Annotated in this window: 23 protein-coding genes; 18 read left to right on the forward strand and 5 right to left on the reverse strand. The window is 69.9% G+C overall.

Features of this window, described 5'->3' with window-relative positions; all coding sequences use genetic code 11:
* The first annotated feature begins 4 nt into the window (after positions 1 to 4).
* The 15 genes from FB390_RS17065 (at position 5) to FB390_RS17135 (ending at position 15,109) form a co-directional block, all read left to right on the forward strand.
* Complete coding sequence (locus FB390_RS17065; protein WP_141809820.1) at positions 5 to 886, forward strand: MinD/ParA family ATP-binding protein; 882 nt, start codon at positions 5 to 7, stop codon at positions 884 to 886.
* The gene (locus FB390_RS17070) at positions 883 to 1,527 is read left to right on the forward strand and encodes a hypothetical protein (RefSeq protein WP_067779941.1); all 645 of its coding nucleotides are present in this window, start codon (positions 883 to 885) and stop codon (positions 1,525 to 1,527) included. The genes FB390_RS17065 and FB390_RS17070 overlap by 4 nt, the downstream gene beginning before the upstream one ends.
* A gap of 40 nt (positions 1,528 to 1,567) precedes the next feature.
* Positions 1,568 to 1,864 carry a hypothetical protein gene (locus FB390_RS17075; RefSeq protein WP_097248000.1) on the forward strand — a complete coding sequence of 99 codons (297 nt, stop codon included), beginning with the start codon at positions 1,568 to 1,570 and terminating at the stop codon, positions 1,862 to 1,864.
* Positions 1,865 to 1,871: 7 nt separating this feature from the next.
* Positions 1,872 to 2,144 (forward strand): hypothetical protein, encoded by a 273-nt coding sequence (locus tag FB390_RS17080; protein ID WP_067779947.1) that lies wholly within the window; start codon positions 1,872 to 1,874, stop codon positions 2,142 to 2,144.
* A gap of 31 nt (positions 2,145 to 2,175) precedes the next feature.
* Complete coding sequence (locus FB390_RS17085) at positions 2,176 to 2,838, forward strand: DUF8175 domain-containg protein (protein WP_246124065.1); 663 nt, start codon at positions 2,176 to 2,178, stop codon at positions 2,836 to 2,838.
* 156 nt (positions 2,839 to 2,994) lie between these two features.
* Positions 2,995 to 3,807, forward strand: a complete 813-nt coding sequence (locus FB390_RS17090; RefSeq protein WP_141809821.1) for a DUF8175 domain-containg protein — start codon at positions 2,995 to 2,997, stop codon at positions 3,805 to 3,807.
* Positions 3,801 to 4,652 carry a DUF8175 domain-containg protein gene (locus FB390_RS17095; RefSeq protein ID WP_141809822.1) on the forward strand — a complete coding sequence of 284 codons (852 nt, stop codon included), beginning with the start codon at positions 3,801 to 3,803 and terminating at the stop codon, positions 4,650 to 4,652. Before FB390_RS17090 ends, FB390_RS17095 begins: the two co-directional genes overlap by 7 nt.
* Positions 4,646 to 6,124, forward strand: a complete 1,479-nt coding sequence (locus tag FB390_RS17100) for a hypothetical protein (protein WP_141809823.1) — start codon at positions 4,646 to 4,648, stop codon at positions 6,122 to 6,124. The genes FB390_RS17095 and FB390_RS17100 overlap by 7 nt, the downstream gene beginning before the upstream one ends.
* Positions 6,121 to 7,611, forward strand: a complete 1,491-nt coding sequence (locus FB390_RS17105) for an SCO6880 family protein (protein ID WP_141809824.1) — start codon at positions 6,121 to 6,123, stop codon at positions 7,609 to 7,611. The genes FB390_RS17100 and FB390_RS17105 overlap by 4 nt, the downstream gene beginning before the upstream one ends.
* A 7-nt stretch (positions 7,612 to 7,618) precedes the next feature.
* Positions 7,619 to 9,949, forward strand: a complete 2,331-nt coding sequence (locus FB390_RS17110) for a hypothetical protein (protein ID WP_141809825.1) — start codon at positions 7,619 to 7,621, stop codon at positions 9,947 to 9,949.
* A gap of 79 nt (positions 9,950 to 10,028) precedes the next feature.
* Positions 10,029 to 10,337 carry a transposase gene (locus tag FB390_RS17115; RefSeq protein ID WP_067779958.1) on the forward strand — a complete coding sequence of 103 codons (309 nt, stop codon included), beginning with the start codon at positions 10,029 to 10,031 and terminating at the stop codon, positions 10,335 to 10,337.
* Between the two features lie 61 nt (positions 10,338 to 10,398).
* Entirely contained in the window at positions 10,399 to 12,060 is a 1,662-nt protein-coding gene (locus FB390_RS17120) for a peptidoglycan DD-metalloendopeptidase family protein (protein ID WP_141809826.1), read from the forward strand.
* Between the two features lie 101 nt (positions 12,061 to 12,161).
* Entirely contained in the window at positions 12,162 to 12,689 is a 528-nt protein-coding gene (locus tag FB390_RS17125; RefSeq protein WP_246124066.1) for a hypothetical protein, read from the forward strand.
* 40 nt (positions 12,690 to 12,729) lie between these two features.
* Positions 12,730 to 14,574: a type IV secretory system conjugative DNA transfer family protein gene (locus tag FB390_RS17130; RefSeq protein ID WP_141809827.1), complete on the forward strand. Its 1,845-nt coding sequence runs from the start codon at positions 12,730 to 12,732 to the stop codon at positions 14,572 to 14,574.
* 151 nt (positions 14,575 to 14,725) lie between these two features.
* Complete coding sequence (locus tag FB390_RS17135) at positions 14,726 to 15,109, forward strand: DUF4913 domain-containing protein (RefSeq protein WP_245910580.1); 384 nt, start codon at positions 14,726 to 14,728, stop codon at positions 15,107 to 15,109.
* A 62-nt stretch (positions 15,110 to 15,171) separates the two neighbouring features.
* On the opposite strand, the gene FB390_RS17140 is transcribed toward FB390_RS17135, so the two are convergent.
* Together FB390_RS17140 and FB390_RS17145 are read right to left on the reverse strand one after the other, a co-directional pair.
* Entirely contained in the window at positions 15,172 to 15,726 is a 555-nt protein-coding gene (locus FB390_RS17140; protein WP_141809828.1) for a hypothetical protein, read from the reverse strand.
* A 414-nt stretch (positions 15,727 to 16,140) separates the two neighbouring features.
* Positions 16,141 to 17,010: a peptidylprolyl isomerase gene (locus tag FB390_RS17145; RefSeq protein ID WP_141809829.1), complete on the reverse strand. Its 870-nt coding sequence runs from the start codon at positions 17,008 to 17,010 to the stop codon at positions 16,141 to 16,143.
* 139 nt (positions 17,011 to 17,149) lie between these two features.
* Here FB390_RS17145 and hisS point away from each other — a divergent pair, with 139 nt between their 5' ends.
* The 3 genes from hisS (at position 17,150) to FB390_RS17160 (ending at position 20,340) form a co-directional block, all read left to right on the forward strand.
* Positions 17,150 to 18,430 (forward strand): histidine--tRNA ligase, encoded by a 1,281-nt coding sequence (hisS, locus tag FB390_RS17150; protein WP_141809830.1) that lies wholly within the window; start codon positions 17,150 to 17,152, stop codon positions 18,428 to 18,430.
* A 192-nt stretch (positions 18,431 to 18,622) separates the two neighbouring features.
* Entirely contained in the window at positions 18,623 to 19,204 is a 582-nt protein-coding gene (locus tag FB390_RS17155) for a hypothetical protein (protein ID WP_425465909.1), read from the forward strand.
* A 128-nt stretch (positions 19,205 to 19,332) separates the two neighbouring features.
* Complete coding sequence (locus FB390_RS17160) at positions 19,333 to 20,340, forward strand: malate dehydrogenase (protein ID WP_141809832.1); 1,008 nt, start codon at positions 19,333 to 19,335, stop codon at positions 20,338 to 20,340.
* A gap of 110 nt (positions 20,341 to 20,450) precedes the next feature.
* Here the strand turns inward: FB390_RS17160 and FB390_RS17165 are convergent, their stop codons facing one another.
* The 3 genes from FB390_RS17165 to FB390_RS17175 form a co-directional block, all read right to left on the reverse strand.
* Positions 20,451 to 21,602, reverse strand: coding sequence for an FIST signal transduction protein (locus FB390_RS17165; protein ID WP_141809833.1), 1,152 nt, complete (start codon positions 21,600 to 21,602; stop codon positions 20,451 to 20,453).
* Positions 21,603 to 21,703: 101 nt separating this feature from the next.
* Positions 21,704 to 22,783: a 2-oxoacid:ferredoxin oxidoreductase subunit beta gene (locus FB390_RS17170; RefSeq protein ID WP_141809834.1), complete on the reverse strand. Its 1,080-nt coding sequence runs from the start codon at positions 22,781 to 22,783 to the stop codon at positions 21,704 to 21,706.
* Positions 22,783 to 24,744: a 2-oxoacid:acceptor oxidoreductase subunit alpha gene (locus FB390_RS17175; protein WP_141809835.1), complete on the reverse strand. Its 1,962-nt coding sequence runs from the start codon at positions 24,742 to 24,744 to the stop codon at positions 22,783 to 22,785. Before FB390_RS17175 ends, FB390_RS17170 begins: the two co-directional genes overlap by 1 nt.
* Between the last annotated feature and the right edge of the window lie 62 nt (positions 24,745 to 24,806).

Raw genomic sequence — 24,806 nt, forward strand, 5'->3', positions numbered from 1 at the left:
AACGATGGGAGAGGACTGGAGCCGCTGGCTCGACGAGGCGCCCGAGGAGGGCCCTCCGCCGGGTCGTCAAGCGCGTTCGAAGGCTCCGGTGGTGCGGTTGCGGCGCGGCAAGCGGGGTGACGGCGAGGAGGACACCGGCCCGACACAGCGGCCGATTCTGGTGGTCGGCGGGTGTGGTGGCGCGGGAACCACCACGACCGCCCTGGGTATCGCTGGCGAATTGGGTTCGGGCGGAACGTCTACGGTCGCGGTGGACGCCACCGCGGCAGGCAGCGATCTCGCGCTGCGCGGCGCCGACGAGCACCTGCACCCGATCAGTCTGCAATCGTGGCTGTACGGGCGCGGCGACGACGAACCGGCCCCGCTGAAGGAGTGCCTGTCCCGCGCCAGCTCCGGCATCGGCCTGCTCTGGCGCGACGCCGCCCCGCTGCGCCGCCGCGCCACGTATCTGACGGTCGCGCGCGCGGTGGAGGACGCGGGATTCACCGCGGTCTACGACGGCGGCAGCCCGATCGCGGGACGCCAGCTGCGTCCGCTGCTCGACGACGCGGATGTCGCTCTGGTGCTTGCCATTCCGGCGCGACCGGACGCCGCGAACCGGCTGCGCGTCACCCTGGAATGGCTCGACGATCAGTTCGGCGACTCGACCGAGGGGCAGGGCGCGGGCATCGTCGGCGACACCACCATCGTCGTCTCGCATCAGCAGCCCGGCGCGGATTCGCGGGTTGCCGATCATTTGCGTGAACACCTGGGCGGCTGGGTCCGCGACATCAGGGAGATTCCCTACGATCCGCATCTGGCACGCGGCGAACTCGTCCGGCACAGCGCGCTGGCCGCCGAGACCCGCCGCGCGTACGGGGTGCTGTTGGCGGGGGTGGCATCATGACCGCCGCCATGAAACTTCGCCGGAAACTCGATCCGCAGCCCGCGGGCGTCGTCGCGCCGCCCGAGTCCCGTCGCGCGCCCGTCTGGGACCGTCCGGTGCCCGGTGTCGGACGCGCGCCGCTGGTCTGGCTGCTGGGTGTGCACGGCGGAGCCGGAGCAACTACCCTCGCGCATGTGCTTGCGCCCGCGGCGGATTCGAGCCGCCGCTGGCCAGGCGTCTTCGAGCGTGAATCCCCGTTCGTCGTGTTGGTGGCCAGGGAGACGATCGCCGGGTTGACCCGCGCGCACGACCTGCTGCGCCAGCACCATTTCGGTTTCGGCGGCCCCTCCGAGGTGCTCGGCCTGATCACCGTGGCCGCGCGGCCCGGCAGGATGCCCGCCGAGATCCGGCGCTACCGCGACGTGGTCGGCTCGCTGGCGGGCCCGCTGTGGCAGGTGCCGTGGTACGAGGAGTGGACCCTGGTCGAGCCGGAGCAGTTGCCGGTGTGGACGCCGGGAGATCCGATGCCGGAGAAGAAACGCAAGATCGATCCGCTGGCCGAGGTCCCGCTGGAGGTGCGCGAGCTGGGCGTCGACATCGTCTCCGCGGTGCGTGAGAAGCTGGACAGCACAGCGGCTTTCGACGAGGGGGAGGATTCGTGAGGTCGACCGGCGCGCGCAGCAATTTCGAGAAAGGCATCCGATGAGCATGTTCCTCCTCGCCGTGCAGGACACGTACGGCACCGTGCTGGCCCAGGTCGGCAACCCGACGCCCGAGGCGCCACCCGGATCGGAGAAGATCCTGCAGCTGGTCCGCTATCTGACTTGGTTCGTACTGCTGTCCGGCATCTGCGGCATCATCTACGCGGGCGGCAAGTTCGCCTGGGAGAAGTGGACCGGCGGCGGGCTCGAATCGCCGAAGATGGTGGCGGGCGCGATGATCGGCGGCGTGGTCGCCACCAGCGCGGGCACCATCATGAACGCCGTCATCGGCACCTAGGACGACCATGTCCACCGTGCGAATGTCGACGGAGCTGCTCGCCTACAAGCAGATGCCCTCCGAGGTGCTCGAACCGCTGATGCAGCTGCTGAATTGGCTGCTGTGGTTCGTGCTGCTGGTGTGCCTGGCCTGGATGATCCTGTCCGCGGGCAGGCTGTGGATCGCCTTCCGCAGCGATCTGGCCGTCAACGACGCGACCCACGGCGTGGTGATGAGCCTGATCGGCGCGATCGTCGCCAGCACCGCCTCCGGCATCGCGTTGGCGTTCCTGCCGACGTGAGCCGCGGGACTCTGATGGAGACGGTTCGGACATGAACTGCACAGCGGCGCGGCCGCGTTCGGTGGCGCACCCGCACAGCGCGGGGCGGCGCGGCAGATCCGCGGCCGGGGTGGTCGGCGCGGTACTGCTGGTGGCCGCCGTCGGCTGCGGCGGCGCGGACGAGCCCGCGGGCCCGGATCTCGCCGCGCGGCCCAGCGGGCTGCGCTGGCAGGCCTACCAAGGCGTGGCACTGCCGCACACCGACCAGGGACCCGAGTCGCTCGCCGACGGCGCCGCAACGGGTTTCGAGCAGTCGCCGCCGGGTGCGGCCGTCGCCGCCATCACCCACACCGTGCGCTTGTCGGTGGCCGCCGACGACCAGTGGCCGAAGGTGATCGCAGCCGAAGTAGTTCCAGGTCCCGCGCGCGACGAGTGGGCGGTGAGCCGGGTGCAGCTGTCCATCACCGGGCCCGCCGACCCCGAGTACGCCCCGCGGCTGCTCGGATACAAGATCACGGACTACACCGACCAACGCACCGCCGTCGACGTGTACACCGAGTATTCGGACGGCTCGAAAGCGGTGAACCACACGGTCGTCGAGTGGTTCGCCGAGGACTGGAGATTACGACTGCCCGACCCCGATTCGACCGCCCGCCCGGTCGAGGCCATCGACGTATTACCCACCGACATAGTGACATTGGAGGCGCCGAAGTGAGCGAGCGCCAGCGAGTGAACCATCAGCGCAGTGTCCTCTCGCGCGCGACGGAGCCGAGCGTCAGCGAGGTGGAGTCGTGAGCGAGCGTCAGCGAGTGAACCATCAGCGCAGTGTGCTCTCGCGCACGACGGAGCCGAGCGTCAGCGAGGTGGAGTCGTGAGTGAGAAGGAGTCTTACGCGCGCGATCGCGTCTCCTTCGGTGCGATCGCGTCCGCGGCGCTGCTCGCGCTCATCGTGATCGTCGGTGCGGTGGTTTATCTGGGTCGCGACGAGGAGGCCACCGGCAACAACGAGGCCGAATTCGCCGCGACGACCGGCGAGGGTTTCGCGAGCCCGGAGGTCGACCTGTTCGGCAGGCGCGTCGACGTTCCCAACAACCCTGCGGGACAACCGCTTCCGCAGGATCCGACAACTCAGCGCAAGCCGTCCGACCCGGACTGGCTGACCGCGGCGCCGGAGGGCACCCTGGCCCCGCGCGGCTGGCAGCGGGTGTACGGCGCATCGGTGCCGTTCTCCACCTCCGACGGGCCGACCCGCATCGAGGACGGGCTCGCCGTCGGTTACGCGCACACCCCGCAGGGCGCCGCGCTGGCGGCCGCGCAGATCACCTACCGGCTCAACGCCCGCCCCGCCGACCGCGACCTCTACGTGCGGCAGGTGCGCGTCTCGGCACAGCAGATCGCCGCCTACGACCGCGCGCTCGACGAGGACCGGCTGCCGAAACAGCAGCCGGAGAAGGTGACTCGCTACTTCGTCGCCTCCGACGCGTTCAAGGTGGAGAACTACGCCGACGACTTGGCCATCGTCCGGTTCGCCTCGCGCGGGCCGGTCGTCGACGGCAAGCAGCTGTGGGCGGCGCTGCGGTTGGTCATGGTGTGGGACGCGGGCGACTGGCGGCTCAAGCCCGCGACGAGCAACGGCGCGCAGACCGAATACATCGAGTCGCTCGAGGGGTGGACGAAATGGTGACCGCGGGCCCGGTATCCGGCCGCGGGCGCGCACCGCTACCCCTCCTCGGTTTCGGCGCGGCGCTGGCGGTGGCGATCGCCGTCGGCGTGACGGTGTCCGCGACGCGCGACGGAAGCGTGGCCGCCGAGGCGACCGCGACCGGAACGACGGAACCCATCGCCGGACCGCCGGGTCCGCACGGCCTCGTCGGCTTCGCGGGACGGGAGGCCGACCTCTTCGGCAGGCCGGTGGACGTCCCCGTGAATCCGGCCGGCGTTGCGCTGGCACAGGTTTCGGGTCTGCCGACGCGACCCGATCAGCCGGACTGGCTCACCGCCGCTCCGGCGCCCGCCGAGGGCGAAGGCATCTGGCAGAAGCTGTTCGGCGGTCCCGTCGTGCGTTTCTTTGGCTCGGACGGGCCCGCGCGTATCGAGGGCAACGCCGCCGTCGGTTTCGCGCACACCCCGCGGGGCGCGGCGCTCGCCGCCGAACAGATCTACTGGCGCACCAACGCCAACCCGCGCGATCGAGACCTGCTGCTCCGGCTGGTCGAGGTGTCTCCGGAGTACCTGGCGGAGTACGACCGGTTGGTCGCCGACGGCAAGGTCTCCGAACGGATACCGGAGAAGCTCAGACCCCTGCTGTTCGCTTCGGACGCGTACCGAATCGAAAGCTACGCCGACGATTCCGCGATCGTGCGGTTCGCGAGAAAGGCACGAGAAACAGTTGATGGCCAACCAACATGGGTGGGCATGCGCCTTGCGGTCGTCTGGCGCGACGGCGATTGGAAGCTCAGGCCGGTGACCGGCGAGCAGCAAGTCCAGATCGAGTCCCTGCGGAGCATCGAGGGGTGGACACGATGGTGAAAAAACTAGTGACGATCCTCGCGGTCATCTTCACCGTGATGATCGCGACGCCGACGGTGGCCTACGGCCAGACCTACGGCTTCGACGAGACGTGCAACGAGATCCACGACACCCTCGACGGCGTCGGCCTGCCGGGGATCTCCCTCGGCGACGCCGCGTCCGCGGTGTGCAAGGCGGGCAATGCTACGTCGCACCCCGACCAAGCCGCGGATGCCATCAAGGACAAGGCGTGGGATTCCACCTTCGGCAAGGTGGTGGACTCGCTGATGAACGGCCTCGGCGAGGCCATCATCCTGGCGCTGACGTTCTGGATGAAGGTGCCCAACGAGGCGGCCAGCGACAACGGTTCGTTGTTCACCAGGATCAACGACTACACCTATCAGATCCAGATCCTGCTGCTCATAGCCTCGGTCATCCTGTCGGGCGCGAGACTCGCCGAGGCGAGACGCGGTGCGGCAGTGAGCGAAGCGGCCGAATCCTTCCGCATGTTCGCCAGGGTCGTGTTCAGCTCCTGGATGCTCGGCGCCATCATCGTGGCGGGCACGCAGGCCTCGGATCGGTTCGCCGAATGGATCATCAACGACTCCACCAACGGCAACGCGAAAGATCTTGCCGAGCTGATGGTGAAAACCAGTAAGCTGCAAGCCTTCTCGCCAGGTCTCGTGCTGATCATCGCGATCGTCGGCCTGCTCGGCGCGCTCGCGCAGATCGTGTTCGCCATCGTCCGCCAGGGTCTGCTGATCATCGCGGCGGGCGTGCTGCCGCTGGCGGCCGCCGCGTCCGGCATGAACATCGGCAAATCCTCGTATCAGAAGCTGATCGGCTGGATCATCGCCTTCATGTTGTTCAAACCGGTGGCGGCGATCGTCTACATGATCGCGTTCACCACGGCGGGCCACGTGGACGGGCTCACCTCGACCACCGGCCTGCCGGAAGGCGAAGAGGCACAGCGCATGTTGGTCGCCATCGTGTTGCTGTGCAGCGTGGCGTTCGTGCTGCCCGCGCTCATGCGGCTGGTCACCCCGGCCGTCGCGATCGTCGGTTCCGGCGGCTCGGGTCTGGCCTGGACGGGCGGCGCCGTGGTCGGTGCGCTGGCGCTCGGCGCCATGGGCACCAAGGCGGTCGGGGTCAAGGCCGCGGCCTCGCCCGGTTCGGCGGGCTACGTCAGCGGCAGCGGCTCCGGCCCGCGCCCGCCGGGTGGCGCGGGCGGCGGACGCGGCGGTGGCGCACCACGTCCCACGCCCCCGCGCGGCGGTGGCGGCGGGGGCGCGGCGGGTCAACCACCGCGCGCCTCCGAGCCGCAGGGCTCGGCCGGAGTACCGTCCGGAGCGGCGCGAGCGGCAGGCCGCATCGGCGCGGCGAGAGCCGCGGCGGGCAGTATGCGCAACGCCGACGATTCCATGGGTGATGTGGCAGGCGACCGTTGGGCGAACCGGTCGCCCGACCTCGGGAGGAGCACCATTCCGCGATGACGATGACCGAACCCTACGAGCGCCGTTCCTACGGGCTCTGGCAGAAGCCGCGCAGCGCAGGTCTTTTCGGCCTGCGCTGGGAAGAGACCGTGATCGGCTTCGTGGTCGTGATCACGGCGCTCATCTGCGCGATGGTCGGCGGCTTCCAATGGGGTCTCATCGTCGGCGGCGTCGGCGTCGCCGTGATGGTTCCACTGGTGTGGCGGACGGGGGGCCGCTCCGGCTACGAGACGGGATTGATGATGTTCAACTGGATGCGCTCGCGGAACCGCGGCGAACACGTGTATCGGGGCGGACGGTTCTCCCGGATCCCCGGCGGCGTCACCCGGCTGCCCGGCCTGCTCGCGCCCTCGAAGCTGTACGAGGGCATCGACGCGGGCGGTTACAGCTTCGGCATGATCCACCTGCCGCAGTTCGCCCAGTACACCGTGGTGCTACGGGCCTGGCCGCAGGGCCACGAGGCGGTGGACCAGCCGGTCATCGACCGCTGGGTCTCGGCCTGGGGCACCTTTCTCGCCTCGGTGGGCCAGACCAGCGACATCGTGGCCGTGGTCCCGGTCATCGACACCGTTCCCGAGACCGGAAACCGTTTGCTCACCGAGGTTTCCACCATCACCCGCCCCGAGGCGCCGGAACTGGCCCAGCAGGTGATGTACGAGCTGGCCACCGAGTTGCCGCAGGAGCGAGTGCAGTTGCTGCCGCGCGTCGCCATCACGTTCAAGGCCACCACCGCCGAGCGTCGCAAGAACCCGGCCGAGGAAGCCGTCGAGATCGGCCGGCGGCTGCCCGGCATCTGCGCGGCGCTCGCCGAGGCGGGCGTGCGCGCCCAGCCGATGTCGGCCGACGAGGTGATCGCCTTCATCCGGCGCAGCTACGACCCGGCCTCGCAGGCCGACCTCGAGGTCGCGGCCTCCGAACCCGAAGGGCACGGGCTGGATTGGGCCGATGCGGGCCCGGTCTCGCACGACGAGAAGTGGGACCACTTCATCCACGACGGCGGCCGGTCGGTCACCTGGGAGATGGACGCCGCCCCCGAGGGCGCGGTGGACGAGCGGGTGTTGCAGCGGTTGCTCGCGCCGAACCCGGAGGTGCCGCGCAAGCGCATCGCCATCGTCTACCGGCCGCACTCGGCCGCCGACGCCGCCGAGATCGTCGACGACGACTTCAAGAACGCGCTGGTGGCGCAGCAAAGCGAACGCGGCGTCGTCTCGGCCGCCGCGACCCTGCGGGTGGGCGCCACCCAGCAGGCCCGTGAGGAACAGGCGAGGGGTCACGGTGTGACCCGCTTCGGGGCGCTGGTGACCATCACCGAGCCCCTGCGCGGCGATCTGCCGCGTATCGAGGCCATCACGCGCGACCTGTCGACCCAGGCGCGTTTGAAGATCCGGCGGTGCTACCGGTACCAGGCGGCGGCCTTCGCGGCTTCCCTCGGGTGCGGGGTGATCCTGCCGGAGCACGCGACGATTCCGAAGGCATTGGCGGGGTGAGCGATTCATGGCACGTGACAACGAGCCACCCGTACGGGAGCGCGACGAGGCGGAGGCGCGCCGCGGCAGGCGACGCGAGGACGTCGAACGCGAGGCGTGGGGCCGCCCCTCGACCGAGGGCAGGCCGCACCGCCCGCCCGTCGAGGGCACGAGCCGGCGCGGCGGCCAGCGCTCGGGCATCGACGAGACGCCCGAGCGGAGGCGGCGTCCGGCCGGGGATCCGGCGCGGGTGAGCGGCGAGGAGCGGACCGGTCTGGGGGAGGTGTCCGATCGGGAGCGGCGGCAGCCTCGGGACGGAGGCGAGCGGCGCGCGCGCCCCGGCCGTGCCGACGGCGTCCGTCCCGAGCGGGCGCACGCCGACCGCCCTCCGATGGACCGGGCCCGCGCCGAGCACGCGCGCGCCGAGCGGGCCGCCCACGAACGCGCGCGCGCCAACGGCGCTCGGCCACAACGGCCTGCGGAACGGCCGATGCGCGGCGAGCGGCCCGTCCGCTCCGACAACGGTCGCGGCGGGCGCGCTCAGCAGCGTCCGGCGAAGGTCGACTACACCGCCGACCGCGCCATGGGCGCACCACATGTCGACAAGGCCGCCCGGCGCGCGAAAGCCAAGGCGGACAAGCGCAAACAGTCCGGCCCGCCGCTGCTCGACGACTCGACGCGGGCCCGGCTGGAGGCCGTCAGCCGGGAGGGCTCGGGCCTGCGCGCGGCATGGGCGACCTTCCGCATCCGCACCGACGACATCCGCCGCCGCAACTACGCCGCGCGCGCCGAACAGACCATCGAGGACGGATTCGACCGCAGCACCGCCCAACTCACCGACCGCGGCTACGCGGGCGCGGGCGGCGGCCGGATGAACGTGGTCGGCCGCCCCGTCGAATATCGCGCCACGACGGCGCAGGTGGCCGGTCTGTGGCCGTGGTCGGTCGGCGCCGGCGCGCCGCTGATCGGCACGCCGCTCGGCTCACACCTGCACACCGGAGCCCCGGTCTGCTTCGACCCGATGAACTGGTTCATGCGCGGCAGCTTCATCACCGCACCGAGCCTTTTCGTGCTGGGCCTCAACGGTTTCGGCAAGTCCTCGCTGGTGCGCCGGATCGTGCTCGGCGGCATCGCGCAGGGCATCACGCCGCTGGTGCTCGCGGACGTGAAGCCCGACTACCGCAAGCTGGTGGAACTGGTCGGCGGTCAGATCATCGATCTGGGTTACGGCCACGGCAAGCTGAACCCGCTGGCGGCCGGTGTGCTCGGCTCGGTCGTGCCGCGGCTGGAAGAGTTCCCCGCGCTGCAACTGCAAGTGCTGCAAGACATGCGGGCAAGGCAGGTCACGCTGATCGCGGGCTTGATCGAGCTGGTGCGCGGCGCGCGGGTGCGCGACTACGAGGAAACGCTCATCTCGACCGCGTTGCGCATCCTCTACCAGCCGGGCAGCGGCTACACCCCGGACCAGCCGCCTATCATGGAGAACCTGCTGGAGGTGATCCAGGCGGGCGGCGAGGAACTCCAGCTCGACGCGGGCGCCGACGATCCCGCCGAGTACCAGGTCGCGATCAAGAACCTGCGCCGCTCGCTGCGCGCGCTCACCCAGGGTCCTTTCGGGGCGGTCTTCAACGGCCAGACCTCGGTGCCGATCGACACCGAGGCGGTCGCCGTCTGCATCGACGTCTCGCACATCCCGACCGGCGACAAGAAGCTCAAAGCCGCTGTGATGCTGGCCTGCTGGGCCGACGGCTTCGCCTCGGTGGAGGCCGCGCACGTGCTGGCCGACGCGGGTCTCGGCCCGCAGCGCTACTTCCAGGTGGTGATGGACGAGCTGTGGCAGGTGCTCGGCCTCGGCGACTTCATGGTCGACCGCGTCGACGAGCTGACCCGTTTGCAGCGCGGCCTGGCCACGGCGCTGATCATGATCAGCCACACGATCAAGGACCTCCAGGCACTCGGCTCCGAAGCCGCGATCGCCAAGGCGCTCGGCTTCCTGGAGCGGGCGCGCGCCAAGATCTTCGGCGCGCTGCCCGCCGAAGAGGTCAAGCGGCTCGACAGCACGGTGCCGTTCACCTCCGCCGAGGAGGAGATGGTGACCGGATGGTCGGCGCCACAGGCACTGACGGGTGAGGCGCTGAAACCGGGCCAGCAGCGCCCCTCTCCGCCGGGCACGGGTAAATTCCTGCTGAAGATCGGTGAGGATCGGCGTCCCGGCATTCCCTTCCACATGGAATTCACATTGTCGGAGAAGGAAAGCGGGATCCACGACACGAACCAGCGGTTCAGTGAATTCACCGGCGGCCCGAATACCGAATCCACCGCGCGTGGCGGTGAATCCCCGAACGGGAGCGCGGCATGAGATACCGTCCAGGACGCGAAGCAACAAGGATCGGCCGAGCGCCTGGATGGGCGGTGTTGTTCGGCGGAAGGAGTGCCGCATGATGCCGCATCGTTCGTATCGCAGAGTGTCGCCGGAAGTGCGTAAGGCCGCCGTCGAGCAGGTCATCGCGCTGACCGGCAAACTACGCAGTGAATCCGAGGCATGCCGGGTGGTCGCCGAGCAGATCGGCGTCCACACCAACTCGGTGCGCAATTGGGTGCGCGCCGCGGAAGGCCCCGGACTGGAACGCATGGACGCGACCGCGCTGCGCCGGAAAGTGGCGCTGCTGCAACAGCAATTGGCGGCCGCCGCCGAAATGAACCGCACCCTCGCCGACACCCTCAACGAAGCCCGACGCCACACGTGACCATTCCCCCCGAGTCGCATTCGATTACCGGCGCCCCGCCGCGTCCCCGTGCGAGGGCGTGGTGACCGCCCGCGGCGTGTTGTGGACGGCCCTCGGCGCGGTGATCGGACTGATCGCCCTGGTACTGGTCGTGGTGCTGCCCGCCGTCGAGGACCCGTGCGAGGACGCGTCGGTGCTCGGCCCCTCACAGACCGCACTGCCCCCGCTGGGCGGCGACGCGCCGGGCGACAGTCCCGCCGCCGCCGAATCGACCGCCGCCCAGGCGAATCCGAGCGTCACGGGCACTCCCTCGCTGGCCGCGGGCATCGGCCCGATCCGGCGCACCCTGCCGATGGCCGCAGGCACCTTCACGATCTCGGACACCTTCGGCTCCCGCAACGGCGGGCACCGCGGCGTCGACATGGCGGCGAGCGACGGCACCCCGATCTTCTCGGTCGCCGACGGCCGGGTGGTGGCGGCCGGACCGGCCTCGGGCTTCGGCAACTGGATCGTCGTCGACTCGGTCGACACCAACGGCCGGTCGTATTCGGCTGTGTACGGGCACATGTGGGATCACGGCGTGCTGGTTCGGGTGGGGCAGAGCGTGCGTGCGGGTCAGCAGATCGGCGCGGTCGGCTCGGCCGGCGAATCCAGCGGTCCGCACTTGCATTTCGAGATCGTCCCGGGCGGACGCTTCACCGGCGGCCGTCAGATCGACCCGCTTCCGTGGCTGGACGGCGCGCCGACCCCGGATCTCGGCGGGGCGCAGTGGTACTCCGCCGATCCGCGTTGCCAGCGCGGCTTCGGCAGCGCGGGCGGCGCGCTCGCCGCGGGCAAGGTGCCCCAGGAACTCGAGATCTGGTACCGCCGCGCGGGTTCGCTGTGCCCGCAGATCACGTCCTCGTTGCTGGCCGCCCAGGGCAGGCAGGAATCCGGTTTCCGCAGGGGCCTCACCTCGCCCGCGGGCGCACAGGGTCTCGCGCAGTTCCTGCCCGGCACCGCGGCCGCGACCAACCCCGACGACGGCAGGCCGTACGTCATCGATGCCGACGGCAACGGCGTGGCCAGCGTGTGGGACGACGGCGACGCGATCATCGGGCAGGGCCGCTACATGTGCGCCATCGCCCGCAAGGTCACCCAGTGGGTGGCCGAAGGGCGCGTCCAGGGTGATGTCACCGCGCTGACGCTGGCGGCCTACAACGCGGGCGAGGGCGCGGTGCTCGCGTCGGGCGGCATGCCGAATCAGTATGCGGCGCACTACTCCGAGACCCGGCCCTACGTGGCGAACATCCTCGCGATGGAACCGCAGTACCGCGCGCCGGGTTCGACGGGACGTTTCAGCCCGCAGGAGGGCAGCGGCGGCGAACAGATCCTGGAGGCCGCGCACGACTGGCTCGGCACACCGTACGTGTGGGGCGGTGGCGGGCCGCAGGGTCCCACCGGCGGCGGCATGGACGGCCCGGGCCTGACCGCGGCCGCGGTGTTCGCGGCCTCCTCGGGCGCGGTGACGTTGCCGCGCACCGCCGAACAGCAGTGGGAGGCGGGCGACGAGGTGCCGAGGAGCAAGGCGCAACCGGGAGATCTGGTGTTCAGCTCCTTCGGGCCGCGCGGGCCCGCTGAAGTGGGAATCTACGCCGGTGACGGACGCATGATCCAGTCCGTGCCTGGTTCGGACGCGCGGTCGGGCGGCGGCGTGATCGAGGTCGCGGTGCCCGGCGACGCACGGCTGCGGAGGGTACTGTGAGCGAACACGCCGAGGCGCGAGTGCTGATCGGACCACCACCGTGTCGGTCCGGGCGGTTAGCCTTGAAAGACAGAGCAACTGCACGCGCGAAACTGGTGGTGATGCTGGTGTTGAGCGTGGCGATGACGATCGCGGCCTGTGGGCGCGACGAGACCGGCGAATCGGGTTCCGGTGCGCCGCAGCGCGCCACGTCCACGACCAGGCTGCTCGAGAACGTTCCCGCGCCGGACCCGGTGACGCCCGACGGTGTCGCGGTGGCGGCGTTGCGCGAGATCTACACCTGGCGGCCCGCGAGCGAGGCGCCGGGCGAATCGCTGGCCAGGGCGCGAAAATGGCTGGGGCCCAGCATGATACGAATGTTGGACAGCGATCCGTCGGTCACCGAGACGCCCAAGCCCTCGCTGCAGTGGGCGGACTGGGCCAAGGCGAAGGCCACCGTCGAGGCGTTCACCTTCGCCTCGGGGGACCGGCCGCCGCCGGGGCTCGATCCGGACCTGGCGCAGTTCAAGATCGGCATCGAACAGACCGTCGTCTACCCGAACGGGCGCAAGGAACCGCTGGCGCCCGCGACGGTGATCGCCACCGTGGTGCGCACGCCGGACGGCTGGCGGCTCGACGCGTTCCGCTGACCACACGCTTTCGACCGCACGGCGATTCGAGGAGGCAGACATGGCAAAGAAGAAGAAGGTGACGGATCCGGCGATACCCGGACCCGATCTCGGCCTGTTATCGGTCTATGCCGGTGCCGTGGTGATCGGAACGCTCTTGGTCGCTTTGCATCTCGGCAACCAGATGGCGGCCGAGCCGCAGGATTTGCCGATCAACCCGATCGAGATCGTCGCCGGGATAGCGCGCGGCAAGTACACCTGGCCGACCGGCGCGACCGTCATTCTGCTGATCGTGGTGTCGTGCGCCGTCGCGTACCTGGTGGTGCGCAGGCAGATGACCAAGCGCAAGACCAAAGGCGCACTGCCGGTGGACGAGAAGGCCCAGCACATGGGATCGGGCGGCGCGATCCGCGCGCTCACCGAGGCAGGCGTGCGGGAGAAGGCCGAACAGCTCGGGATGAACCTCGGCTACGACGACGCGCCCGGCGTGCCGATCGGCGTCGGCGTCGTCGACGGCGTCATGCTGTACGGCTCCTACGAGGATCTGCACCTGGACATCTGGGGTCCGCGCCAAGGAAAGTCGACGTCCCGGGTCATCCCGGCGATCCTGTCCGCCATCGGCCCGGTGCTGTCCACCTCGAACAAGCGCGACGTCGTCGACGCGACCCGCGACGTGCGAGAGTCCAAGGGCAGCCCCACGTTCGTGTTCGACCCGCAGGGCGTCGCCGACGAGAGCCCGAGCTGGTACTGGAACCCGCTGGACTGGGTCGACGCGCGGCACGAGGGCTGTGAGATGCGCGCGCAGCGGCTGGCCGGGCACTTCGCCGACGCCGACAACGGCGCCGAGTCCAAGTCCGACGAGTTCTTCGATCCCGAGGCCGAGGATCTGCTCGCCGCGCTGTTCCTCGCCGCGGCGGTCGGGCAGCGGCCGATCGTGCAGGTCTGGGACTGGGTCACCAACCCGGTCGACACCGAACCGATCGAGCTGCTGCGCAACGCCCGCCATCACTACATGGCCTCCGGCCTCGCGATGCAGTACAACGCCGATCCCCGCACCCGCAGCGGCATTTTCGGTACCGCCAAGAAGATGGTGCGCTGCCTGCAGCTGTCCAACGTGCACGACTGGATCCTGCCCGGCGCCGACCCGAGCACCGGCCAGACCCGAAGGCAGTTCGACGAGCTCGAGTTCATCGAGCGCAACGGCACGCTGTACTGCCTCTCGCTGGAAGGGCGTGGTTCGGCGGCGCCGCTGGTGAGCGCGCTGACCGAGGCGGTCATCGACGTGGCCATGCGCAAGGCGTCCCGCTCGCGCGGCGGCCGCCTGCCGATCCCGCTGCTCGCCGTGCTGGACGAGGCGGCCAACGTGGTGCGCTGGAAGGATCTGCCCAAGCAGTACAGCCACTTCGGTTCGCGCGGCATCGTCGTGATGACGGTGTTGCAGTCCTGGGCGCAGGGCGCGCGCTGCTGGGGCGACGCGGGCATGCTCGCGCTGTGGTCGGCGGCCAACATCAAGGTGCTCGGCAGCGGCGTCGACGACATGAACTTCCTGCGCGACCGCTCCGAGGCGATCGGCGAGTACGACTCCATCTCCGGTTCGGTCTCGGAATCCAAAGGCGGCAAGAGCTATTCGCGATCGCTGGGCTCGTCGAGGACGTTCAGCGTCAACGCGCTCACCACGCTGCCGCGCGGCCGCGCGATCGTGTTCACCTCGGGTCAGCCCGCGGTGCTCATCCGAACGGTTCCGTGGTGGGAGGGCGAGTACGCTGCGGACGTGAAGAAGTCGATCGCGCAGCACGATCCGCAACGCAAGACCGAGATCACGGACCTGATCGGCTCGCCCTCGCTGACCAAGGTCCCCCCGCAGCAACCCGATGCCGGGCAAGTCGAGGAGGTTCGGCCCCTGTGAGCGCGCGTAGCGAGCTAACCATGAGCACAGCACGGCCCGTCGCGATGGAGCCGGGCGTCAGCGAGGCGCGACCCGTGAGGGAGCGTAGCGAGCGAACCATCAACACAGCACGACCCGTCGCGATGGAGCCGAGCGTCAGCGAGGCGCAATCGTGACGGAACAGCAGCAGCACATGATTTACACCAACGTCGTCGAATTCGTCGAGAACTACCTGAGCCTGGTCTACCGGCGGCAGGTGACCGACATCAGCGAAACGGTGTGGTGCCCCGAGTGGTGGAAGCACGCCGAGGCGGTGGCTCGATTGGACGCGCTGTGGCGCGCCTGGGAGCACTACCGCATGGAACCGAGCACCGGACTGAGTGTCTGGTTCCTCGACCACGCCGACCCGCACATGACCAAGCTGTTCGACCCGCGCGGGCCGTTCAAGTACTGCAGTGTGCGCAACGGGCACAAGGACATGCTGAGCCCGCTGCCGCTGAAGTCGCCCGCGCAAGGCATGTTCGGCGATCCGACGGTCGGCGACTTCCGGGTCTAGCCGACACCAAGACGCCCGCTGAATTCAGCGGGCGTTCTTGATGTTTCGGTTTTCGGAGTGGATTACTGCCGGGTGCGTTCGAGGCCACGGGCGTCCGGCTCGCGACCACGCGCCGCGACGGAGCGGTTCTCCTCGGTGCGGGCCCGGACCGCTTCCTCCGGCGGCTGTCCCTGCCCTACCTCGATGAGCATGCGGACCGCCGCCAATTCCGGTGCGACGCCTATGCGCGAGAGATGCGCCGCGATCGCCATGCGCCGCTCGGCCGAATCGTACCGAACGACCGGTTGTTTCGCGGCGGACGCGGTGGCCGCCATGCGCGTGGCTTCGGCCTGCGCGGAGAACCGATCCTTCTCCAGTGAAATGCCTTTGGCCGGTGCCGCTTTCTCCACCATGCGCGCGAGCTCGAGGTTGCGCGGGTCCTTGGCCTTGGCGTCGCGAGCCTCCCGAATCTGGAGTTCGCGAGCCTCTTTCATGCGGGCCTCGGTGATCTTGGCGCGCGCCTCGGCTTCCTTCTGACCACGCTCACGGGTGCGCAGTGCGACCAGGGTCGCCAGCTGCAACATACTCTTCATCATGGCCGCGGTTTCCCGGCCGATGTCGTCCAGTTCCTCGGACATGGCTGCTCCCCGATGCTGCAGTGATCACTATGGATGATTGTGGTGCTTCGTCACGGACACCGCCACGCGGAACTGTAGCCCGTCGGCGGATGCCCCGCCTGCAAACGTGGACACCAGGAGAACTCGTGTCGTCGGCATCCCTTGTGGCTGGGGATCGCCCATTTTAGGGATGGCTACGCTACGCGAACTCCTTGTTTCGAGATTACCCGAGAAACGCGTGGCACAACCGTACGGACGTGCCGGTAACAGCATATATCGCACAATTCCGACTCGCGCAGCGAAGCGCCGGAGTAGTTCCGGCACAAGTCCTGTGCCGCCGGATAATTAGGCTCGCCTACCCTGAGTTGCCGTAGCGCACAAGGTTCGGGCCCGGTCGCCGATCACGGCGCCGGGCCCGACGAAGTTGCCGGTGATTCAGTCCAGCTGAACCGACTGGATGGTCACCGGGGCGCTGGGCTTGCCGTCGCCGGGACCGTTGGAGTTGTCCTGTCCGATCTGCGCGATCTTGTCCAGGGTCGCCATGCTGTTCTCGTCCACCGTGCCGAAGATGGTGTACTGCGGCGGCAGCTGCGAGTCGCCGTAGACGATGAAGAACTGGCTGCCGTTGGTGCCGGGGCCCGCGTTGGCCATGGCCAGCGTGCCGCGCTTGTAGTCGATCGGCACCTGGCTGCTCGGGTCGCCCTCGGCGTACTGATCGGTGGGGTACTCGTTGTCGAATTCGTAACCGGGACCGCCCATTCCGGTGCCGGTCGGATCGCCGCACTGAAGCACCTTCAGCGTCTCGTCCGCGGTCATCCGGTGGCAGTCGGTGCCGTCGAAGTAGTTCTGGCTGGCCAGGCTGACGAAGCTGTTGACGGTGCAGGGGGATTCGGCGTTGTTCAGGGTCAGGCCGATCGGGCCCTGATTGGTGTCCATGCTCAGGCTGACCTTGGCGTCGCCGCCGGTGGTCGGGATGCCCTGCGCCTTGGACGGCTTCTGCACCGGCTTGTCGGCGGGCTTGGCGCCGTCGCGGTAGGTGCAGTCGACCAGCTCGGGCTTGGCCTTGGCGGCGGGCGGCGCGGCGGCGGACAGCGACGCGTCCTTCGTCTCGGAGGCGCTGTTCTGGTTGTCCTCGCCCTTGGTGAGGAAGTAGACGCCGGTGACGGCCGCGACCGCGACGACCACACCGAGCACGGATCCGGCGATGGTCAGTTGCTTGCGTCGGCGCGCCCGTTCGGCCCGGTTGGCCAGTTGGCGCTCGAGCTTGCGCTTGGCCGCTGCTCGTCGCTGTTCGTTGCTCGGCACTACCACGTTCCTCCCGTGTCGGCTTGCTTCCGAGGTAAGAGTGTGCCATCTCTTCCTGAGACCGCTCGGAAGTTCCTCGGACGGGTCGGAGGCAAACCGGTTGGACTTGACGGGCGGTGGTGGTGGAAACTGGACCATCGTGACCAAGACCAGCAGCTTCTCCGCCCCGCGGGGGGTACCGGACTACGTGCCTCCCGGCTCCGCCGAGTTCGTCGCCGTGCGCGACGGCCTCGTGCACGCGGCCCGACTGGCCGGGTACGGGCACATCGAGCTGCCGGTGTTCGAGCAGACCGCGCTGTTCGCGCGGGGCGTCGGCGAGTCCACCGACGTGGTCAGCAAGGAGATGTGGACCTTCGCCGACCGCAAGGGCGAGAGCTTCACGCTGCGCCCGGAGGGCACCGCGGGCGTGATGCGCGCCGTGATCGAGCACGGCCTGGACAAGAGCGGTCAGCTGCCGCTCAAGCTGTGCTACGCGGGTCCGTTCTTCCGCTACGAACGCCCACAGGCCGGCCGCTACCGGCAGTTGCAGCAGGTCGGCGTCGAGGCGATCGGCGTGGACGATCCGGCGCTGGACGCCGAGGTCATCGCGATCGCCGACGCGGGCTACCGCAGTCTCGGTCTGGACGGGTTCCGGCTGGAGATCACCTCGCTCGGCGACGAGACCTGCCGTCCGCAGTATCGCGAGCTGTTGCAGGACTTCCTGTTCGGCCTGCCGCTGGACGAGGAGACCAAGCGCAGGGCGCAGATCAACCCGCTGCGCGTGCTCGACGAGAAGCGTCCCGAGGTCCGCGAGCTCACCGCCGACGCCCCGCTGATGATCGATCACCTCTCCGAGAGCGCCAAGACGCACTTCGAGCAGGTGCTCGGCCACCTCGACGCGCTCGGCGTGCCGTACGTGCTGAACCCGCGGATGGTGCGCGGCCTGGACTACTACACCAAGACCACGTTCGAGTTCGTGCACGACCAGCTGGGCGCGCAGTCCGGCATCGGCGGCGGCGGCCGCTACGACGGGCTGATGGAAGAGCTCGGCGGCCAGCCGCTGTCGGGGATCGGCTTCGGTCTCGGCGTCGACCGCACCGTGCTCGCGCTGCGAGCCGAGGGCAAGTCGGCGGCCGTTCCGTCGCGCTGCGAGGTGTTCGGCGTGCCGCTGGGCGACGCGGCCAAGCAGCGCCTCGTGGTGCTCGCGGCGCAGCTGCGCGGCGCGGGCATCCGCGTCGACCTCGCCTACGGCGGGCGCGGCGTGAAGGGCGCGATGAAGGCGGCCGACCGCTCCGGCGCGAAGTTCACCGTGGTGCTCGGCGACCGCGACCTGGCCGAGAACAGCATCGCCGTGAAGGACATGGCGACCGGCGACCAGCGGCACGTGCCGCTCAGCGAGGTCGTCGGCATCCTGCGCGAGGCGCTGATCGCGGGGCACTGACCCGGCGCGGCGGGCGGGGCGCGAGGACGAAAGTCCCGTGCGCCGCCCAACGCCGCACCCCTCGGATTCGCGCGCGGTACCGTGTCTGCGCACCGCCGGTGCGGTGACCTTGCGGAGAGGTGGAGAGTGGACGCGAATCCTGGTCAGCCGGAATCGGTTACGCCGGTCGGACTCGATCTCGTCGCCCCCGAGATGTACGAGCCGATGCTGCGCAGGCTGGCGCTGGCGGCGGCCGGCGTCGGGATCGGCGCGGCGCTGCTCGCGGCGACCGTGGTCGAGTGGCCGATCGCGGTCGCCATCGGTCTGGTCGTCGGCCTGCCCACCGTGGGCTACGCCTTGGCGCTGCGGCGCCGCCGGATGTGGGTGACGGGTACCACCATCCACGCCCGCCGGGTGTTCGGCGAACGGCGGGTCGAGGTCGCGGCGGCCACCGGCGTCGAGCTCCTGGTCTTTCCCGCGCGGCTGAGCCGCATCGTGCTGCGCGTCACCGCGGGCCCGGACGTCCAGCTCGTCCCGCTCGCCATGTACACCGACGCGGGCAGCGGACGGGAGCTGCACCTGCTCGGGCTGCGCAAGCTCGCCGATGCCCTCGCGGCCAGCCACCTGGCCGCGGCGGTCGCGGTCTCGGCGCTGCTCGTGCACCAGTTGCGCGCCGAAGCGCGCGACGCCCGCCTGGAGGAACGCCCCCTGTATCGGGCCGTGCAATTGGCCCGCGCGAAGGACTACGTGTCGCCCGTGGTGCTGACCGACCGGGAGGTCGCCGAACTCGGCTGATCCCGGCCGCATATGCCCCACGAAAACGCCCCCTTCTACGGCGTGAGGCGTTGCTCACGGGCGGGTTTCGGCGGACGTGAGGCCGAGTACGGTTGGGCCTGAGTATCCGTCCAACGCAAGGAGTTCGTGTGAGCACCGCCGCTCGGAACACGCCCGTGACCGTTGCCGTGACCGGTGGAGCCGGGCAGATCGCCTACGGCCTGCTGTTCCGTATCGCCTCCGGCGCGATGCTCGGACCGGATACGCCCGTGCGGCTGCGGCTACTCGAGATCCCGGCCGCGGTCGCCTCCCTGGAGGGCGTGGCGATGGAGCTCGAGGACGGCGCGTTCCCGCTGCTGGACTCCATCGACATCAGCGACGACCCGTGGGTCGGTTTCGCGGGCGCCAACGTCGCGCTGCTGGTCGGCGCGCGCCCGCGCACGGCGGGCATGGAGCGTTCCGATCTGCTCGCCGCCAACGGCCCGATCTTCACCGAGCAGGGCCAAGCCATCAACGCCAGCGCCGCCGACGACGTGAAGGTGCTCGTGGTCGGCAATCCGGCCAACACCAACGCGTTCATCGCCATGAGCAACGCCCCGGACGTGCCCGCCGAGCGTTTCAGCGCGATGACCCGTCTCGACCACAACCGCGCCATCGCCCAGCTGGCCAAGAAGACCGGCGCGCCCGCCGCCGACATCGCCCGCGTGACGATCTGGGGCAACCACTCCGCCACCCAGTACCCCGACGTCGGCCACGCCACCATCGCGGGCCGTCCCGCCCTCGAACTGGTAGACGAAGCCTGGCTGCGCGACGACTTCGTTCCCACCGTGCAGCAGCGCGGCACCGCCATCATCCAGGCCCGCGGCGCGTCCTCGGCCGCCAGCGCGGCCAGCGCCGCCATCGACCACATCCACGACTGGGTCCTCGGCACCCCAGAAGGCGACTGGACCTCCATGGCCGTCCCGTCCGACGGTTCCTACGGCGTCCCCGAGGGGCTCATCAGCTCGTTCCCGGTCACCTGCGCCGATGGCGGCTACACCATCGTCCCCGACCTCTCGCTCGACGACTTCTCTCGTGCCCGCCTGACCGCCACGGTCGCCGAACTGGAACAGGAACGCGACGCCGTCGTCGACCTCGGCTTCGCCAAGCGCGGCTGAGCGGGTCGACTACAGGGGCTCGCTGACTCGCCTCGCGGTATGTACCTCTGCGAGGCGCGTCGCGAGGCCAGCCGATGTCCAGGTCGTCGGTAGCCGCTGCGGGGAGACGCTCACTCGCCGAACAGCGCCATCGATGCGGTGAACCCGTGCAACGCGTTGCGACCCGCGACCGGGCCGATCTCGCCCGCGGCGAAGAAGCCCGCGAGCGGAATGTCGCCGAGCACGTCCTCGATGGCGGTGGCGTCGTGATCCGCGACCCCGAACATTCGCCTGCCGCGTCCGTTGCAGGTGAACAGCAGGGCGCCGGCGGGGCGGCCGGGGAGCGCCGCGCGGGCCTGCACGAGTGCGGCGCGCAAGTCCCGGTCGGCGACGACCGCATCGCGGACCTGGAATTGCACGGTGGTGCCGATCTCGACTTCCTCGCCGATTTCGATCGCGCCGCTCGCCGGGTCCGCGCCGAGCAGCCCGCGAATCAGGAAATCGCCCTGCCCCGGGATGGCCAAATGCTCGTCGACCACGATGCCGATCTGCACGCCACGCGCCACCAGTTCCTGCTGATCGGGCGGCAGCGCGTCGACGATCTCGCGCAACCGCCAGATCGGCGATCGGCCGCCGAGTTCGTTGATCACCGCGCCCTGCGCATCGGTGACGATGTACGGCTGTCCGATCGGGCGGCAGCCCTGCGACACGACCGGCACACCGGACAGTCCGGGAAGCCGCACGCCGACCGCGCCCGAGGACACCACCTCGTGGTCGCGGAACAGCCTGCTCCCGCCCGGACGCGGGCCGCCGCTCACCAGCCCGCCCATCACGATGGTGCCGGGCATATCGGCGTTCATGTGCTCGAGCAGCGCTTCGGCCGGGAAGGTGAAGGGGTCGGGCAGCAACAGGTGGAAATCGTGCGCGGCGCGGTCGAAGCGGTAGCCGGCGAGCAGCCCGCCCGAGGCCGTGGGGACGAAGTCCAGTTCGAACGTCTCGGCGGCCGCACCGGCCGCCAGCCACACCGCCACCGCGGGTTCGTCCTCGAGCTCGCGCCGCCCGGCCACGACCGCGTGCGCCACGCATCCGACGAGCGCGGGTACGCGGACCGCGTGATGGACGCCGTCGAGCACGGCAGCAGCCGCGTCTATGTGTGCTCGCGATGCGAGGAGCACAGCGAGGGAGGGCGACGCACCCGCGAGCCGGTCGCGCGCACGCATGGCCGCCTCCGCGCCGGCGTCCTTGGCGTCGGGCGCGGTGGAGAGTCCGACCGCGATCCGCACAAATCCATCGTAGGGCGCGGCGGTCGCGGGGACACCTGGCACGGCCATCGCACGCTTCGCAGGCGTCAGCCGATGCGAAGCGTGGGGAGGCGCCGCGAGGGTCAGGCGACGGTCCAGGTTTCGGGACCGGTGAGCAGGGTTTGCAGCGAGTCGGGGGTGAGGGGGTTGCGGTCGGCGGCGGCGGTGTTCTGCGCGCGCACGGCGTCGTCGTAGGTGGGGCGGGTGACGCTGCGGAAGATGCCGGTGACCACGTGACCCAGGTCCTGATCGGACAGGCGGGAGAGGGCGTAGGCGTATTCCGGGTCGTCGGTGTAGGCGTCGTGCACGACGATGTCGGCCTCGTCGACGTCCGCCGTGCGAGCCACGCGCAGACCGAAACCGCTTCGCACGACGGCGAATTCGCCCTCCGCGCCGAAGCGCAGCGGTTGTCCGTGGTGCAGCGGGATCAGTCGCGATTCGGCGTCGCCGCGGCGCAGGACGTCGAAGGAGCCGTCGTTGAAGATGGGGCAGTCCTGCAGGATCTCGACGAAGGACGTGCCGCGGTGTTCGGCGGCGGCGCGCAGCACCTCGGTGAGGCCTGCGCGGTCGGAGTCGATGGCGCGGGCGGCGAAGGTGGCCTCGGCTCCCAGCGCGAGCGAGAGGGTGTTGAAGGGGTGGTCGACCGAGCCCATCGGCGTGGACTTGGTGATCTTGCCCTGCTCCGAGGTCGGCGAGTACTGGCCCTTGGTCAGGCCGTAGATGCGGTTGTTGAACAGCAGGATCGTCATGTTCACGTTGCGGCGCAAGGCGTGGATCAGGTGGTTGCCGCCGATGGACAGCGCGTCACCGTCGCCGGTGACGACCCAGACCGAGAGATCCGGGCGCGTCACGGCAAGGCCGGTGGCGATGGCGGGCGCGCGGCCGTGGATGGAGTGGATGCCGTAGGCCTCGAGGTAGTACGGGAAGCGGCTCGAGCAGCCGATCCCCGACACGAACATCAAGTTCTCCCTGCGCAATCCGAGCTCGGCGAGGAACCCGCGCACGGTCGCCAGGATGACGTAGTCGCCGCACCCGGGGCACCAGCGCACCTCCTGGTCGGAGGTGAAGTCCTTGACCTTCTGAGGGCCGTCCGCGCCGGGCACTCCGGAGACTCCGGAGAGACCGAGATCGGTTCCGATGAGCGAGGTTTCGACGATGGTCATCAGTTGCCCCCGATCCGCTCGGCGGTGGCCGCGCGCCGTGTGTCCTGTGTCCGATAGGTGGCCCGCGCGCGGGCGGCGAACGCCTTGTCCTGTTCCATGTCCTCGAGGGAGCCGTCCAGCGCTGCGTCGATGACGCCGACGAGTTCCTGCGCCGAGAAGGCGGTGCCCGCGATCTTCGTCCACGGTCGCACGTCCACCAGGTACTTGGCGCGCAGCAGCATGGCCAGCTGGCCGCCGTTCATCTCCGGCGCGACCACCGTCCGATAGCGGCGCAGCACCGCACCGAGGTTGGGCGGCAAGGGATTCAGATGCCGCAGGTGCGCCTGGGCGACCGGTACGCCGCGGCGGCGGGCGCGGCGGCAGGCCTCGCCGATCGGGCCGTAGGAACTGCCCCAGCCGATCAGCAGCAGTTCGGCGCGCCCGTCGGGGTCGTCGACCTCCAGTCGGGGGACGGCGATGCCGTCGATCTTGGCCTGCCGCAGCCGGACCATCAGCTCGTGATTGGCCGGATCGTAGGAGATGTTGCCGCTGCCGTCGGCCTTCTCCAGTCCGCCGATGCGATGCGCGCGGCCCTTTGTGCCGGGCACGGCCAACGGGCGGGCCAGGGTTTCCGGATCGCGCGCGTAAGGCTGGAATCCGGCCTCGTCGTCGGCGTCCGGTTCGAAGCCGGGATCGATGGGCGCCAGCTCCGCGACGTTCGGAATCGCCCACGGCTCCGAGCCGTTGGCGATGGCGCCGTCGGAGAGCAGCAGCACCGGCGTGCGATAGGTGAGCGCGATCCTGGCCGCTTCCACGGCGGTGGCGAAGCAGTCGGCGGGGGAGCGCGGCGCGAGCACCGCCACCGGGGACTCGCCGTTGCGGCCGTGCAGCGCCTGCAACAGGTCCGCCTGCTCGGTCTTGGTGGGCAGACCGGTGGAGGGTCCGCCGCGCTGCACGTCGACGATCACCAGCGGCAGCTCGGTCATCACCGCCAAACCGATCGTCTCGCTCTTCAACGCGAGACCGGGCCCGGAGGTGCTGGTGACACCGAGCGCGCCGCCGAGCGCGGCCCCGAGGGCCGCGCCGATGCCCGCGATCTCGTCCTCGGCCTGGAAGGTGGTAACGCCGAAGTGCTTGTGCTTGCTCAGCTCGTGCAGGATGTCGGAGGCCGGCGTGATCGGATAGGTGCCGAGGAAGACCGGCAGCCCGGCCAGCTGTCCCGCCGTGACCAGCCCGTAGGCCAGCGCGGTGTTGCCGGTGATCTGGCGGTAGGTGCCCGGCGCGAGTGTGGCGGGCGCGATCTCGTAGGTCGTGGCGAAGGCTTCGGTGGTCTCGCCGTAGTTCCAGCCCGCGCGGAAGGCGAGCACATTGGCCTCGGCGATGTCCGGCTTGCCGGCGAACTTCTCGCGCAGGAAGCGTTCGGTGCCGCCGATCGGCCTGCCGTACATCCAGGAGAGCAGGCCGAGCGCGAACATGTTCTTCGCGCGCTGGCCGTCCTTCTTGCCGACCTCGGCGGGTTCGGTGGCGGCGAGCGTCAGCGAGGTCATCGGCACTCGGTGCACCACGAAGTCGGTGAGCGAGCCGTCCTCGAGCGGGTCGGCGGCGTAGCCGACCTTGGCGAGGGCGCGCTTGGTGAACTCGTCGGTGTTGACGATAACGGTGGCCCCGCGCGGCAGGTCCTCGAGATTCGCCTTGAGCGCCGCCGGATTCATCGCCACCAGCACGTCGGGCTGGTCGCCCGCGGTGAGGATGTCGTAGTCGGCGATCTGGATCTGGAAGGACGAGACGCCGGGTAGCGTGCCCTGCGGCGCGCGGATCTCGGCGGGAAAGTTCGGCTGGGTGGCCAGGTCGTTGCCGAACGCGGCCGCTTCGTGGGTGAAGCGGTCGCCGGTCAGCTGCATTCCGTCGCCGGAGTCCCCGGCGAACCGAATGACGACCTTTTCCAGTTTGGCTGTGCCGACATCGTTTTGGTGCGAAACCATATGCCTGCTTCACTTCCTCGTCGAGTGAGAGGTGCCATGGCCAACCTACTCCGCCGGAGGCG

The sequence above is a fragment of the Nocardia bhagyanarayanae genome, from assembly GCF_006716565.1.
GTDB classification, from domain to species: domain Bacteria; phylum Actinomycetota; class Actinomycetes; order Mycobacteriales; family Mycobacteriaceae; genus Nocardia; species Nocardia bhagyanarayanae.

Coding starts and splice junctions, on each gene's coding strand:
- FB390_RS17065 (WP_141809820.1), top strand. CDS start 5: ATGGGAGAGGACTGGAGCCGCTGGCTCGACGAGGCGCCCGAGGAGGGC.
- FB390_RS17070 (WP_067779941.1), top strand. CDS start 883: ATGACCGCCGCCATGAAACTTCGCCGGAAACTCGATCCGCAGCCCGCG.
- FB390_RS17075 (WP_097248000.1), top strand. CDS start 1,568: ATGAGCATGTTCCTCCTCGCCGTGCAGGACACGTACGGCACCGTGCTG.
- FB390_RS17080 (WP_067779947.1), top strand. CDS start 1,872: ATGTCCACCGTGCGAATGTCGACGGAGCTGCTCGCCTACAAGCAGATG.
- FB390_RS17085 (WP_246124065.1), top strand. CDS start 2,176: ATGAACTGCACAGCGGCGCGGCCGCGTTCGGTGGCGCACCCGCACAGC.
- FB390_RS17095 (WP_141809822.1), top strand. CDS start 3,801: ATGGTGACCGCGGGCCCGGTATCCGGCCGCGGGCGCGCACCGCTACCC.
- FB390_RS17100 (WP_141809823.1), top strand. CDS start 4,646: ATGGTGAAAAAACTAGTGACGATCCTCGCGGTCATCTTCACCGTGATG.
- FB390_RS17105 (WP_141809824.1), top strand. CDS start 6,121: ATGACGATGACCGAACCCTACGAGCGCCGTTCCTACGGGCTCTGGCAG.
- FB390_RS17110 (WP_141809825.1), top strand. CDS start 7,619: ATGGCACGTGACAACGAGCCACCCGTACGGGAGCGCGACGAGGCGGAG.
- FB390_RS17115 (WP_067779958.1), top strand. CDS start 10,029: ATGATGCCGCATCGTTCGTATCGCAGAGTGTCGCCGGAAGTGCGTAAG.
- FB390_RS17125 (WP_246124066.1), top strand. CDS start 12,162: ATGCTGGTGTTGAGCGTGGCGATGACGATCGCGGCCTGTGGGCGCGAC.
- FB390_RS17130 (WP_141809827.1), top strand. CDS start 12,730: ATGGCAAAGAAGAAGAAGGTGACGGATCCGGCGATACCCGGACCCGAT.
- FB390_RS17140 (WP_141809828.1), bottom strand. CDS start 15,726: ATGTCCGAGGAACTGGACGACATCGGCCGGGAAACCGCGGCCATGATG.
- FB390_RS17155 (WP_425465909.1), top strand. CDS start 18,623: ATGTACGAGCCGATGCTGCGCAGGCTGGCGCTGGCGGCGGCCGGCGTC.
- FB390_RS17170 (WP_141809834.1), bottom strand. CDS start 22,783: ATGACCATCGTCGAAACCTCGCTCATCGGAACCGATCTCGGTCTCTCC.
- FB390_RS17175 (WP_141809835.1), bottom strand. CDS start 24,744: ATGGTTTCGCACCAAAACGATGTCGGCACAGCCAAACTGGAAAAGGTC.